The organism is Acidovorax sp. GW835-FHT14G06 (assembly GCF_058793595.1).
Genome location: NZ_JBXAGA010000001.1, coordinates 93,260 through 106,815, shown reverse-complemented (window position 1 = coordinate 106,815; position 13,556 = coordinate 93,260). Strand labels below are relative to the sequence as shown.

The following is a 13,556-nucleotide window of genomic DNA, read 5'->3' as shown; positions in this document are numbered from 1 at the left end:
GCCCGTAGGCCTATCCGTCGCACCGCCTAGGGCGGGTGCTGGTCAGCGGAGTCGCAGTGGCATGGCCTTTGTCGTGAGGGCAGTACAACGCATTGCGCCAGAGGCATGCCCTGCGCCTCTGAGGCTCCCAGCAGCAAAAGGCGCTGCAGCTCTGGCAAGTAGCGGATGGCTGTCTGCGGAGCGCTATAGCCGTTGGTGTTGTTCAGGCGTTCTTGCATGCGCAGCACAAGACGGCTGGGCAGGTGTTCGATGCTGAGGGTGCGCACGCCCGTATAGAACGTGGTGTCGATGGTGCCTTCGGTGCCGAAAAAGCCGCCGCCCACCCGCGCGGCGCGGCGGCGGCCCTCGAAAGCCGTGGTGATGCGTAGTTCTCCATCGCGGCTGGTGCAGCTCCCTTCAAAGGCCGCAGCGCACTCCATGGGCAGGGGGTTCTGTTGCACCACCACGGCCTGCACAGCGGGAGTGCGCAGCAGTGTGGTGGGCACGGGCTCCAGGCGCGCGCAATCAGCGGTGGGTACCACCTGCCAGGCACTAGCACCCGGAGTGTCCGGAATAGGCAGGCGCGACCCAACAACGCCGGTGCCGATGTAGTAAGTGGGCGCCGCCCCGGTGCTGGACTCTTCTCGGAAGAGCGAGGAGGATCGCAACGGGGACAGCGCGCCAGCGGGCACAGCCACAGATAACGGGTAACTGGGCAGCATGCCCTCCGGTGGCCCAAACCCTGCGGCCTGCACTGCAGGGGATGCAAGCACCCACAGCCAGATCGTTCGTGCGGCGCGCATGGTTTTGATCAGGCCGCAGGCTTGGCCTTGGGCACACGCCCCATCAGATAGAACTCTGGGTTGGGCTGCATGCCTGCAAAGCTGGCCATGCGGTTGGACAGCCCGAAGAAAGCAGTAATGGCTGCGATGTCCCAGATGTCTTCGTCATCGAAGCCATGGGGGTGCAGGGCCTCGAAATCCGTGTCGTCGATCTCGTGGGCGTTCTGGCACACCTTCATGGCGAAGTCGAGCATGGCCCGCTCTCTCGGGCTGATGTCCGCCTTGCGGTAGTTCGTCGCCACCTGGTCGGCGATGAGCGGCTTCTTCTCGTAGATGCGCAGGATCGCGCCATGCGCCACCACGCAATACAGGCACTGGTTGGCCGCGCTGGTGGTGGTGACGATCATCTCGCGCTCGCCCTTGGTCAGGCTGCCTTCTTCCTTGAGCATGAGCGCATCGTGGTACGCAAAGAATGCACGCCATTCCGCCGGGCGGCGGGCAAACGCAAGGAACACGTTGGGAATGAACCCTGCCTTCTCCTGCACTTCAAGAATCCGCGCGCGGATGTCCTCGGGCAGGGTGTTCAGGTCGGGGAAGGGGTAGCGACTCACGGTGGTCTCCTCGGTTTTTGTGCGTGGTGGATAACGGATGCAAGTATCAGGGATGCCATTGCGTCGCCCGCACGGGGGCATGGGCAGGCGCAGCCGAACTCCCTGCCAGCGCGTAGGACAACTGTGTCGCTGCAGCGATCACGGTGTGCGCCAGCGCTTCGAGCTTTTCTGCGGGCAAACGCGAGGCCGGGCCTGAGATGCACACTGAGCCCATGAGCCGCCAGTGCATGCCAAACACCGGCGCCGACACGGTGGCCACGCCCTGTTCCCGTTCACCAATGGACCAGTGGTAGCCCTTCTTGCGGATCTCTTCATAGGCCTTGCCTGGCTCGCCCGAAAACGCCAGGATCACGCGGCCCGGCGAGCCCTTGTCCAGCGGCAGTCCTTCGCCCATGCGGGCGTGGTGGCGCAGCGCCTGCGGGCCTTCCACGCGCACGAGGCAGGTGCGTACATTGCCTTCACGCACGTAAAACGCAGCGCTTTCGCCGGTGGCAAGGGTCAGCTCACGCAGCGCGGGCTCCAGCACGTTCTGCACGTCAAAGCCTGCCTGGTAGCGCGCACCCAGCCAGCCTGCGGCCGGGCCCAGGCGCCAGTCGCCGTCCTCGCGCTGCACCATGAACCCGGACTGCGCCAACGTGCGGGCCAGTCGCAGCACTGTGGTCTTGTGAAGGCTGCAGCGGCGGCTCAGCTCTGCCAGAGACAGGCTGGATTCGCCCAGCGCAAAGGCCTCCAGCACCTGCAGGGCACGCGTCACGGCGATCACGCCGCCGCTGTCCTTGGCCGTCGCGTTGACTTGCGCATCTGCGCTCTCATCGGCCACCGGGGTGGTGACGACCGGTGTGGTGGCCTTGTGCGGGGCAGGGCGCACAGGCGAGGAGGGTGGGTTGCTCATGGCGCAATTCGTTTCATTGTGTGCAACTGCATTGTATGGGCTGAAACGCGTGCGTACATTCGCACTCCACGGCGCCAGGCCCGAACAGGCCCTTGCAGACCGGCGAGACAAACCACCATAACGGAGACAAATCCATGACCGCTTTTTCATCGCTTTCACGTTCTTTGAGTGCGCGCCTGTGCGCCGCTTTCCTGGGCCTTGCGGCCGTAGCCGTGCCCCACGGCGCTGCGCAGGCGCAGACGGCTTACCCCGCCAAGGCCATCCGCCTGATTGTTCCGTTCCCGCCCGGTGGCGGTACCGACATGATTGCCCGCGCCGTGGCGCAGAAGATGGCCGACCAGAACAAGTGGAGCGTGATCGTGGACAACCGCCCCGGCGCCGGTGGCAACCTGGGGGTGGACGCTGTGGCCAAGGCCGACCCTGACGGCTACACGCTGGTGATGGGGCAGACCAGCAACCTCGCCATCAACCCCACGCTGTACAAGAAGCTGCCCTACGACCCGCTCAAGGACCTGGCGCCGGTGGCGCTGGTGTCGTCCTCGCCGATCGTGATGGCGGTGCCGGTCAACTCGCGCTTCAAGACCTTTGCCGATGTGGTGGCTGCCTCCAAGGGCAAGCCTGATGCCCTGACGCTGGGCTATTCGGGCAACGGCACCGTGGCCCATCTGGCCGGGGAACTGGCAGAGAACGCTGCTGGCATCCAGTTGCGCCACATCCCTTACAAGGGCGCGGCCCAGGCCATGACGGACCTGATGGGCGGGCAGATTGATCTGTACATGTCGTCCGTGCCCACGCTGCTGGGCCATGTGCGCAATGGCAAGCTCAAGGTCATTGCCATCACCTCGGCCCAGCGCTCGGCGCAGCTGCCGGATGTGCCCACGCTGGCGGAGTCCGGGTTCAAGGGCTTTGAGGCCGTGACCTGGTTCGGAGTGCTGGCCCCAGCCGGTACGCCCGCAGCCATCGTGGCGCAGCTGAACAAGGCCATCAACCAGGCCCTCAAGCAACCGGACGTGGCGGACAAGCTGCGCTTTGAAGGCGGCGACATCCTCGGGGGCACGTCCGAGCAATTTGCGGCACTGCTGCGCACCGAAGTGCCCCGCTGGTCCAAGATCGTGAAGGACTCTGGCGCCAGCCTGGACTGATCGATTGACGGACTGATCGAGCCGCACCGCTCATCCCTCCGCTGACTGCCCTTCGCCATGACCCGCGATCGCCTTGTCACGCCTGTACCGTTCTCGCTGGGAACGACGGCACCCCGCACCGCGCTGCCTGCGGGGGCGTGCGACTGCCATGTGCATGTGTATGACCAGCGCTTTCCCGCTGCGCCCGGTGCCAAGTTGTTGCCGCCCAATGCGTCGGCAAGTGACTACCGCGCGCTGCAGCAGCGCCTGGGTACCGAGCGCACGGTGCTGGTCACGCCATCCACCTACGGTGCAGACAACCGCTGCATGCTGCAGGGCCTGGCCGCGTTGGGTACGCAGGCCCGGGGCGTGGCCGTGATCGATGGCAGCGAGAGCGATGTCCAATTGCAAGCCCTGCACGACGCGGGCGTGCGCGGCGTGCGGCTGAACCTGTCGCTGGGCGTCACCGGCTCGGTGGACTCCATCCTGCCGCTGGCCCGGCGCATTGCCCCCTGGGGCTGGCACCTGCAGCTGCTGATGGCGCCCGATGTGCTGGCCTGCCTGGGCGATGTGCTGCGCAGCGTACCCGTGCCGCTGGTTTTCGACCACCTGGGCCGCATCGCACCCGAGCAAGCCGGGACGCACCCGGCCCACGCACTGCTGCTGCAGCTGATGGGCGAGGGCCGGGCCTGGGTCAAGCTCTCGGGCGGCTACATCGTCAGCGCCACCCACGCGGTGGACGACCCGGCGCTCGATGCACTGGCCGTCAGCTACCTGCGTGCCGCACCAGAGCGCGTGCTGTGGGGCAGCGACTGGCCCCACGCCACCGCCAGCGCTGGCCTGCACCCCGTGCCGGACGACGCATTGCAAATCGACACCCTGGCGCGCTGGTGCGATCAGGCCGGTGCGGATGCACTGCGCCGCGTGCTGGTTGCCAACCCTGCCGCGCTCTACGGCTTCCCGCCGGTCTCGACTTTTTCATTCCCCAACCCTGTCTGAGGGCCTTGCACCATGACCTCTTTGGTATCTCCCCTTTCAACGCACGGCGCCCAGCGCCGCCACCTGCTGACCACCCTGGCCTTTGCGGGCGCAGGTGTGGGGATGGGGCTACCCGCCTGGGCGCAAGGCGACTGGCCTGCGGGCAAGCTCATCACCTGGGTGGTGCCTTACCCCGCCGGTGGCAGCACCGATGTGCTGGGCCGCAACATTGCCCTGAAGCTGGGCGCGGCCCTGTCCACCAACGTCATCGTGGACAACAAGGCCGGGGCCACGGGCACCATTGGCGCGGCCTACGTGGCCAAGGCGGCGCCCGACGGGCTCACGCTGCTGGGCACGTCCATCGGCCCGCAGGCGATTGCCCCGCACCTGATGGCCAAGCTGCCCTACGACCACATCACGGCGTTTGAGCCCGTGATCACCGTGGGCACCATCCCGCACATCCTGGTGGTGGGCGCCAACCAGCCGTTCAAGACGGTGGCCGACCTGCTGGCAGCCGCCAAGGCCCAGCCGGGCAAGCTGGCGTTTGCCTCGGGCGGCAACGGCGCCATCTTGCAAATGCAGGGCGAGCTGCTGCAGCAGCAAACTGGCGCGCGCTTCATCCATGTGCCCTACAAGGGCGACACCCCTGCACTGCAAGACACGCTGGCCGAGCAGGTGCAGTTCATGTTTGCCCCCGCAGCCGCAGCACTGCCCCATGTTCAGTCTGGCAAGTTGCGCGCCCTGGCCGTCACATCGGCCCAACGCCTCAAGGCCCTGCCGGCCGTGCCCACCATGAGCGAGACGGGGCTCAAGGACTTTGTGGTGGAGCAGTGGCAGGCCGTGTTTGCCCCCGCCAAGACACCCACCGCCATCGTGCAGCGCCTGAACTGCGAGATTGCCGCTGCGCTGAAAGACCCCGCCCTCGTGGCCCTGGCCGACAAGCTGGGCGTGACGCTGGTGGGTGGCACGCCCCAGCAACTGGGCGACCTGCAAAAGGCCGACTCGGCCAAGTGGGCCAAGGTGATCAGACACGGAAACATCAAGGCCGACTGCTACCCGCGATCCACCACCTATCAAAAAACAAACCGCTGCTTCCTCGTTTTCATTACCTCAATCGGACCCTTCCCATGAGCCAACTCCCTGAAATCATCCGCACCATCGACCGCGTGAGCGCCGACGTCGTGGCCCAAGCTGCCACCTACCAAGCCGCCATCCTGGCCGACGTGGCGGGCCGCCGCGGCACCATGCATGGCCGCGTGGCGCCTGTGCACCAGAACATGAAGGTGGCTGGCCCCGCCTTCACCGTGGAAGTGCGCCCCGGCGACAACCTCATGATCCACGCCGCCATCGCCCTGGCCCAGCCGGGCGATGTGCTGGTGATTGACGGCAAGGGCGACCAGACGGCGGCGCTGATGGGCACGCTGATGCTCAGCGCCTGCAAGAAGCGCGGCCTGGCGGGTGTGATCGTGGACGCCGCCATCCGCGACAAGCTGGAAATTCTGGAGCTGGACTTCCCCGTGTTCAGCGCGGGCTTCAACCCCGCAGGGCCCACCAAGTACGTGCCCGGCCGCATCAACCACCCCATCAGCGCCGGTGGCGCGGTGGTGAACCCGGGTGACCTGGTGGTGGGCGACGCCGATGGCGTGGTCGTCATCGAGCGCGAAAAAGCCCCCGCCATGCTGGCCCTGGCCGGCAAGAAGGTGGCCGACGAAGCCGCCCGCATCGAAGCCATCGCCCGTGGTGACACCGCATCGAAATGGCTGCCTGCCGCCCTGCGCGCTGCGGGTGTTTTGAAGGAAGGGGAATCGCTGTGAACCCAACCATCATCGTGACGGGCGCCGACCTGGCGCAACAAGCCCTGGATTTGCTCATAGGCTACGAGATCGTCTACGCAGGCAAGACACCGACGGAAGAGGACATGGTGGCCCTGTGCTGTGCGCACAACCCCGTGGCCATCATCGTGCGCTACGGCAAGGTGGGCGCTTCGGTGATGGACGCGGCCCCCGCGCTCAAGGTCATCTCCAAGCACGGCAGCGGCACCGACACCATCGACAAGGTGGCCGCACAAGCCCGCGGCATTGAGGTGGTGGCCGCCGTGGGCGCCAACGCCGCCGCCGTGGCCGAGCAGGCCCTGGCCTTGCTGCTGGCCTGCGCCAAATCGGTGGTGCAGCTCGACGCGCGCATGCACGCTGGCCACTGGGACAAGGCCACGCACAAGAGCCTGGAGCTGGGCGGCCGCACCGTGGGCCTGGTGGGCCTGGGTGCCATCGGCCTGCGTTTTGCCAAGATGGCCGACGCCCTGGGCATGCGCGTGATCGGCTTTGACCCGTTTGCCAAGAGCCTGCCTGCCTATGTGCAGGCGGTGGATCTGGAAACCATCTGGCGTGAGTCGGATGCTGTGTCTTTGCACTGCCCGCTGACCGACGACAACCGAGGCATGCTCAACGCCGCCACGCTGGCGCAATGCAAGCGCGGCGTGATCGTGGTGAACACCGCACGCGGGGGCCTGATCGACGAGGCCGCGCTGCTGGCCGCCGTGCGCTCGGGCCAGGTGATGGCGGCGGGGCTCGACAGCTTTGCGGTGGAGCCCATGACAGCAGGCCACCCCTTCCAGGGCGAGAAGAACTTCGTCCTCAGCCCCCACATCGGTGGCGTAACGAGTGATGCCTACGTGAACATGGGCGTAGGCGCCGCCCGCAATCTACTGGCCGTGCTGGCCCGCACACCGGACGCAGTAGCCGCGGTCTGAGCGCCGCGCCTGCCCTAAGAACATGGCCGGGCACTGCGCCCGGCCGCACAGGAGACAACAGACCATGGCACGCAATTTCAAGAAAAATAGGCCTCTTGCGCTAGTCAATCATGCGCTGGCAGCTATATTTTTAGTAGCATTCTGTTCTGCGCATGCGCAGACGGCCTATCCCACCAAGCCCGTGAAACTGGTAGTGGGCTTTGCGGCGGGCGGCCCCACCGACGTGGTGGCGCGCGCATTTGCCGACCACGCCAGCCGCGCGCTGGGCCAGCCGTTCATCATCGACAACAAGCCCGGTGCGGGCACCATCATTGCCGCCCAGGCTGTGGCCAGCGCTCCGGCTGATGGCTACACGCTGCTGTTTGGTGCCACCAACCACACCATGATTCCGGCGCTGTACCAGGCCCGCGTCAAGTTTGATGCAGTGAAGTCCTTCCGCCCCCTGTGCACGGTGGCCAGCAGCCCCACGGTGCTGGTGGTGGCCCCTAGCCTGCCGGTGAAGACCCTGGCCGACTATCAGGCCAAGGCCCGCGCCGAGCCTGGCCGCGTGACGGCGGGCACGGCCGGGGTGGGCAGCTCAGGCCATTTCGCCACCGAGATCTTTGCCCGCGCCCAGGGCCTGCAGCTCAACCACGTGCCCTATAAGGGTGCGGCACCGGTGGTGACGGACCTGATGGGCGGCCAGCTCGACAGCTCCTTCGCGACCCTGGGCTCGGTGCTGCCGCAGATCAAGAGCGGCAAGCTGCGCGCGCTGGCCGTGGGCGCGCCCCAGCGCTCGGCCCTGGTGCCCGAGGTACCCACGTTTGCCGAGGCGGGCGGTGGCCACTACGCTGCCGACGTGTGGTACGGCGTGCTGGCCCCGGCGGGCTTGCCCGAGCCCATCGCCCAGGCGCTGGAGCGCACGGCCGCCGACTTTGCCAAGAGCGAATCGGCAGCTGACAAGCTGCGCGGCCTGGGGATGGATGCCGAATCGGTGTGTGGCAATACCTTTGCGACCCGTGTGGCCCGTGAAGTGACCACCTATAGCCAGATTGCCAAGGCGCTCGATCTCAAAGCAGATTGAGCCGTCCTGTTGTAGAACCCAGCACTGATTGGAGACACGTATGTTTCGCTTCCTCAAACCCCTGATCGCCGCCTGCGCCCTGGCCGCTGGCGTGGCCCACGCCGCCTTCCCCGAGCGGCCCATCACCATCGTCGTGCCCTACGCACCCGGTGGCGCGGCCGATGCTGTGGCCCGTGTGGTCGCCACCCGCCTGGGCGCCAAGCTCGGCGGTAGTGTGATCGTGGACAACAAGGCCGGTGCCAGCGGCACCATTGGCGCCAGCTTTGTGGCCAAGGCTCCGGCAGACGGCTACACCATGCTGTACGACGCCACGCCGTACTCCATCAACCCGCACCTGTTCCCCAAGATGCCGTATGCCAGCACCGCACTGCAGCCGCTGTCGCTGGTGCTGCTGGCGCCCAACGTGCTCATCGTGAAGGCCGATGCACCCTACAAAAACGTGGGCGAGCTGATTGCCAAGGCCAAGGCGCAGCCGGGCAAGATCAACTTTGCCTCAGGCGGCAGCGGCACGGTGCAGCGCCTGGCGGCGGAGCTGATGGCCCAGAAGCTGGGCCTCGATATGGTGCATGTGCCCTACAAGAGCGGCGGCCCCGCCATCACCGATGTGATCGCGGGCCAGGTGGACTTCATGTTCGGCACGGTGGCCGCCACCTACCCCCATGTGTCGGGCGGCAAGCTGCGTGCGCTGGCCGTGTCGGCGCCTGAGCGTTCCAAGCGCCTGCCCGATGTGCCCACGGTGGCCGAGGCGGCCATCCCCGGTTATGAGGCCTATGAGTGGAACGGCGTGTTCCTGCCAGCGGGCGTGCCTGCCGACGTGGCCACCAAACTGCAGCAGGCCCTGCAAGAGGTGTTGAAGGAAGACGAAGTGAAGCAGCGCCTGGCCGACCTGGGCGCCCAGCCCATCGGCTCCACGCCCGCAGACTTTGCCGCCTTCCTGAAGAAGGAAGACGCGAAGTGGGGCGAGGTCGTGAAGAAGGGCAATATCAAACTCGACTGACCCATGCCTTTGCCAGCGCTGACCACGCCCGTACCGCACTCGGTGGGCCTGAACCGCCCGCAGCGCCAGCTGCCGTCCGGTGCGTGCGACAGCCACATGCACATCTTTGACCCGCGCTTTGCGCCGTCAGTTCACTGGCCGCGCACGCCGCCGGTGGCACCTGTGGCTGTGTACAGGCAGCTGCAGGCGCGCCTGAGCATCACGCGCGCAGTGGTGGTCACGCCATCCACCTATGGCACCGACAACGCCTGCACGCTGGATGCGCTGGATCAGTTGGGCGACGCTGCACGCGGCGTGGCCGTGGTGGGCGAGGACGTGAGTGCCCATGAACTGGCTCACCTGGCTGCGCGCCGTGTGCGCGGGCTGCGGGTCAATTTCGTCTCGCCCCAATCGTGGGGCACCACCACGCCCGCCATGCTGGCCACGCTCGCGCGCAAGGTGGCCGAGCACCCGGCGTGTGCGGGCTGGCATATCCAGATCTTTGCGCAGCCGGAGCAACTCATCGCGCTCGCCCCCCAGTTGCACACCCTGCCCGTGCCCCTGGTCATCGACCACCTGGGCCGCATCGATCCCGCCGAAGGCCCGGCCGCAGAGGCCTACGGCGTGGTGCGCGGCCTGCTCGATGGTGGCAACACCTGGGTCAAGCTCTCGGGCGCCTACATGCGCTCAGCCGTGCACGGCCCCAGCTACGCCGACACCCTGCCGCTGGGCCAGGCCCTGGTGCAGGCCGCGCCGGATCGCCTGGTGTGGGGCAGCGACTGGCCGCACACCACCGAGGCGCCCGGCACTGTGAACGATGCCGACTTGATGGATCTGCTGCAGGCCTGGGCTGGCAGCGATGCGGCCATGGACCGCATCCTGGTCGACAACCCGGCACGGCTGTATGGTTTCGATGCCGTTCCCGCCGCATGAACGAATTGGAAAGACCCCACCATGTTTTTGTTGCAAGCCCCTGAGGTCCGCGATCTCGACCTGTTCACCTCCATGCCCGAGCAATTTCGCCGCCGCGAGCGCAGCGACTGGGCTGACGCCAACCGGGGCGGCACCATCACCGATTCGTTCCTGGAAGGCCCGGTGTTCGACGACGCAGGCAACCTCTACGTCAGCGACATCCCCTGGGGCCGGGTCTTTCGCATCAACCCGCAAGGTGAGTGGGTGCTGGTGGCCGAGTACGACGGCGAGCCCAACGGCCTCAAGTTCCTGAAGCCCGGCACGCTGCTCATCACCGACTACAAGAACGGCCTGATGCAGCTGGACGTGGCCACGGGCGCCGTCACCCCGTACCTGCAGCGCCGCAACAGCGAGCGCTTCAAGGGCGTGAACGACCTGATCTTTGACGCCGAAGGCAACCTCTACTTCACCGACCAGGGCCAGAGCGGTCTGCACGACCCAAGCGGCCGCCTCTACCGTCTGCGCCCCAATGGCCAACTGGATCTGCTGCTGCACAACGTACCGAGCCCCAATGGCGTGGCCCTGTCGCCTGACGGCCGCGTGCTCTACCTGGCCGTGACGCGCGGCAACTGCGTGTGGCGCGTGCCTTTGCTGCCCGATGGCAGCGTGGCCAAGGTCAGCCAGTTCTTCACCTCGTATGGCCCCAGCGGCCCCGACGGCCTAGCCGTGGATGCCGAGGGTCACCTGCTGGTGGCCAACCCGGGCCTGGGCTACGTGTGGGTGCTGAACCACCGGGCCGAGCCCGTGCAGGTGTTGCGCGGCGCACCGGGCAGCTCCACCACCAACCTGGCGTTTGGCGGGGCAGGGCGTACCACGGTGTATGTTACCGACTCGACCCATGGCCGCATCCTGCGGGCTGACATGGGGGCACCTGGACTGCGGCTGGCTCACTTGCGTTAAAGCGGCCTCCTGTTTGATGAATCCATGGGGCGCAGTGAAATCAATGGAGTGAAGGTGTTTTATTGAAATTGGCTATTAATGAGATTCAATCGATTCAATTTACCTGTCATGGTTTGCTTCCTACCATCTGTCCTGTCGATACGTTTTGCCGACGCGCTTTCACAGGAGATGACCCATGACGACAGAAGCCAAGTGCCCCTTTGACCACACCAAGGCCGTGCCCACGGGCCCCCGCAATGCCGATTGGTGGCCCAACCAGCTCAATCTCCGCCCTCTGAACCAGAACTCCCCGCTCACCGACCCGATGGGAGACGGCTTCAATTACGCCGAAGAATTCAAGAGCCTCGACCTTGCCGCCTTGAAGGCCGACCTGCGCGCGCTGATGACTGATTCGCAAGACTGGTGGCCCGCAGACTTTGGCCACTATGGACCGCTGTTTGTGCGCATGGCGTGGCACAGCGCGGGCACCTACCGGCTGGCCGACGGGCGCGGTGGTGCAGGGGCAGGGCAGCAGCGTTTTGCGCCACTCAATAGTTGGCCCGACAACGCCAACCTTGACAAGGCCCGCCGCCTGCTGTGGCCTGTCAAGCAGAAATATGGCCGCAAGATCTCGTGGGCCGACCTGATGATTCTGACCGGCAACGTGGCACTCGAATCCATGGGCTTCAAGACCTTCGGTTTTGCCGGTGGTCGCCCCGATGTGTGGGAGCCGGATGAGAACGTGTACTGGGGTGCCGAATCCACCTGGCTGGGGGGCGATAAGCGCTACAGCGGCGAACGCGACCTGGCCAACCCGCTGGCTGCTGTGCAGATGGGCCTGATCTATGTGAACCCTGAAGGCCCGAACGGCAACCCTGACCCCATCGCTGCCGCGCGCGATATCCGCGACACTTTTGCGCGCATGGCCATGGACGATGAAGAGACCGTGGCGCTCATCGCGGGCGGCCACACCTTTGGCAAAACCCACGGGGCGGGCGATGCTGCGCTGGTGGGCAAGGAGCCAGAGGGGGCGGGCATTGAAGACCAGGGCCTGGGCTGGAAGAGCGGCCATGGTTCTGGCAAAGGCGGTGACACCATCACCAGCGGCCTGGAGGTCACCTGGACCACCACGCCCACGCAGTGGAGCAACAACTATTTTGAAAACCTGTTCGGCTATGAGTGGGAGCTGACCAAGAGCCCGGCGGGTGCCCACCAGTGGACGGCCAAGGGTGCGGCGGCGACGATCCCGCACGCACACGACCCGTCGAAAAAGCTGGTGCCCACCATGCTCACTACCGACCTGTCGCTGCGCTTTGACCCGGCCTACGAAAAGATTTCGCGCCGCTTTTTGGCCCACCCCGAGCAGTTTGCCGATGCGTTTGCGCGCGCCTGGTTCAAGCTCACGCATCGTGACATGGGTCCGCGTGCCCGCTATCTGGGGCCTGATGTGCCTGCTGAAGTGCTGGTCTGGCAAGACCCGGTTCCGGCGGTCGACCATGCCCTGGTGAATGCTCAAGACATCACAGCACTCAAAGCCAAGGTGTTGGCATCGGGCTTGTCGATTTCTGAACTGGTATCGACGGCCTGGGCCTCTGCCTCCACGTTCCGGGGCGGTGACAAGCGTGGCGGCGCCAACGGCGCGCGCATCCGTCTGGCTCCACAGAAGGATTGGGAAGTGAACCAGCCTGCGCAACTGGCCAAGGTGCTGGGTCAGCTCGAAGCCATCCAGCGTGATTTCAATGCCGCGCAGACGGGCGGCAAGAAGATCTCGCTGGCGGACCTGATCGTGCTGGCCGGTGGCGCTGCCGTGGAGGCTGCGGCGAAGAAGGCTGGACAGGATGTGACCGTGCCCTTTAGCCCTGGCCGCACCGATGCCTCGCAAGAGCAGACCGATGTGCCTTCGTTCGAGGTGATGGAGCCTGTGGCCGATGGTTTTCGCAACTACCTGCGCCCTGGGCTGGAGGGGGCTGTGGCCGAGTTGCTGGTGGACCGTGCCAACCAACTGACCCTGACTGCGCCAGAGATGACGGTGTTGATTGGCGGCCTGCGCGTGCTGGGTGCTAATGTGGGCCAGGCGGCTCATGGCGTCCTTACACAGCGAGTTGGTACGCTGAGCAATGATTTCTTCGTGAACCTGCTCGACATGCGCACCCAATGGCAGAAGTCGGCAGGTGCAGCGGGTGTGCTGGAAGGAGTGGACCGCAGCACGGGCATCAAAAAATGGACTGGCACCGTGGCCGACCTGGTGTTCGGCTCCAACTCGGTCTTGCGTGCGCTGGCCGAGGTCTATGCCAGCAGCGATGCACAGGCGGTGTTTGTGCAGGACTTTGTCAAGGCGTGGACCAAGGTGATGAACCTGGACCGGTTTGATTTGTGACAACCCCCTGAGTCGCTTCGCGCCTTCCCCCTTCTCTCGAATTGCTGCGCAATGAGGGAAGGGGGATACCACCAGCGCTGCGGGGCGGCCCTTGCGCGGCCGTCCTGGCTTGGGCTGTGCGATTGCTGCGGCAGTGTCTCCGTTGTAGCCGTAGAAGAAGGCAGAGGGGCGAAGGGC

13 protein-coding genes are annotated in these 13,556 nt (G+C 65.9%); 10 read left to right on the top strand and 3 right to left on the bottom strand.

All coding sequences use genetic code 11. From position 1 onward, the window contains the following. Positions 1-26 precede the first annotated feature (26 nt). Genes AC1Q64_RS00480 through AC1Q64_RS00470 form a run of 3 tightly spaced genes read right to left on the bottom strand, consistent with a single transcriptional unit; the run spans position 27 to position 2,264 of the window. Positions 27-782 (bottom strand): hypothetical protein, encoded by a 756-nt coding sequence (locus AC1Q64_RS00480; RefSeq protein WP_492250063.1) that lies wholly within the window; start codon positions 780-782, stop codon positions 27-29. Positions 783-790: 8 nt separating this feature from the next. Next, positions 791-1,372, bottom strand: coding sequence for a peroxidase-related enzyme (locus AC1Q64_RS00475; RefSeq protein WP_291436958.1), 582 nt, complete (start codon positions 1,370-1,372; stop codon positions 791-793). Between the two features lie 46 nt (positions 1,373-1,418). Then, on the bottom strand, positions 1,419-2,264 hold the full coding sequence (locus AC1Q64_RS00470) for an IclR family transcriptional regulator (RefSeq protein WP_492250062.1): 846 nt from the start codon (positions 2,262-2,264) through the stop codon (positions 1,419-1,421). 134 nt (positions 2,265-2,398) lie between these two features. Here AC1Q64_RS00470 and AC1Q64_RS00465 point away from each other — a divergent pair, with 134 nt between their 5' ends. From AC1Q64_RS00465 to katG, 10 genes are all read left to right on the top strand, one after another. After that, entirely contained in the window at positions 2,399-3,406 is a 1,008-nt protein-coding gene (locus AC1Q64_RS00465; protein WP_492250061.1) for a Bug family tripartite tricarboxylate transporter substrate binding protein, read from the top strand. A gap of 57 nt (positions 3,407-3,463) precedes the next feature. Beyond that, positions 3,464-4,384, top strand: coding sequence for an amidohydrolase family protein (locus AC1Q64_RS00460; protein WP_492250060.1), 921 nt, complete (start codon positions 3,464-3,466; stop codon positions 4,382-4,384). Between the two features lie 12 nt (positions 4,385-4,396). Continuing rightward, positions 4,397-5,494: a Bug family tripartite tricarboxylate transporter substrate binding protein gene (locus tag AC1Q64_RS00455; protein ID WP_492250059.1), complete on the top strand. Its 1,098-nt coding sequence runs from the start codon at positions 4,397-4,399 to the stop codon at positions 5,492-5,494. Further along, positions 5,491-6,177 (top strand): RraA family protein, encoded by a 687-nt coding sequence (locus tag AC1Q64_RS00450; protein ID WP_291436965.1) that lies wholly within the window; start codon positions 5,491-5,493, stop codon positions 6,175-6,177. Before AC1Q64_RS00455 ends, AC1Q64_RS00450 begins: the two co-directional genes overlap by 4 nt. Next, entirely contained in the window at positions 6,174-7,112 is a 939-nt protein-coding gene (locus AC1Q64_RS00445; RefSeq protein WP_492250058.1) for an NAD(P)-dependent oxidoreductase, read from the top strand. The genes AC1Q64_RS00450 and AC1Q64_RS00445 overlap by 4 nt, the downstream gene beginning before the upstream one ends. A gap of 64 nt (positions 7,113-7,176) precedes the next feature. Continuing rightward, positions 7,177-8,175, top strand: a complete 999-nt coding sequence (locus AC1Q64_RS00440) for a Bug family tripartite tricarboxylate transporter substrate binding protein (RefSeq protein WP_492250057.1) — start codon at positions 7,177-7,179, stop codon at positions 8,173-8,175. A 40-nt stretch (positions 8,176-8,215) separates the two neighbouring features. Next, positions 8,216-9,172, top strand: coding sequence for a tripartite tricarboxylate transporter substrate binding protein (locus AC1Q64_RS00435; RefSeq protein WP_492250056.1), 957 nt, complete (start codon positions 8,216-8,218; stop codon positions 9,170-9,172). Between the two features lie 3 nt (positions 9,173-9,175). Next, positions 9,176-10,084 carry an amidohydrolase family protein gene (locus tag AC1Q64_RS00430; protein WP_492250055.1) on the top strand — a complete coding sequence of 303 codons (909 nt, stop codon included), beginning with the start codon at positions 9,176-9,178 and terminating at the stop codon, positions 10,082-10,084. 21 nt (positions 10,085-10,105) lie between these two features. Next, the gene (locus AC1Q64_RS00425; RefSeq protein WP_492250054.1) at positions 10,106-11,023 is read left to right on the top strand and encodes an SMP-30/gluconolactonase/LRE family protein; all 918 of its coding nucleotides are present in this window, start codon (positions 10,106-10,108) and stop codon (positions 11,021-11,023) included. A gap of 175 nt (positions 11,024-11,198) precedes the next feature. Continuing rightward, positions 11,199-13,379 carry a catalase/peroxidase HPI gene (gene katG, locus AC1Q64_RS00420; protein ID WP_492250053.1) on the top strand — a complete coding sequence of 727 codons (2,181 nt, stop codon included), beginning with the start codon at positions 11,199-11,201 and terminating at the stop codon, positions 13,377-13,379. Positions 13,380-13,556 lie beyond the last annotated feature (177 nt).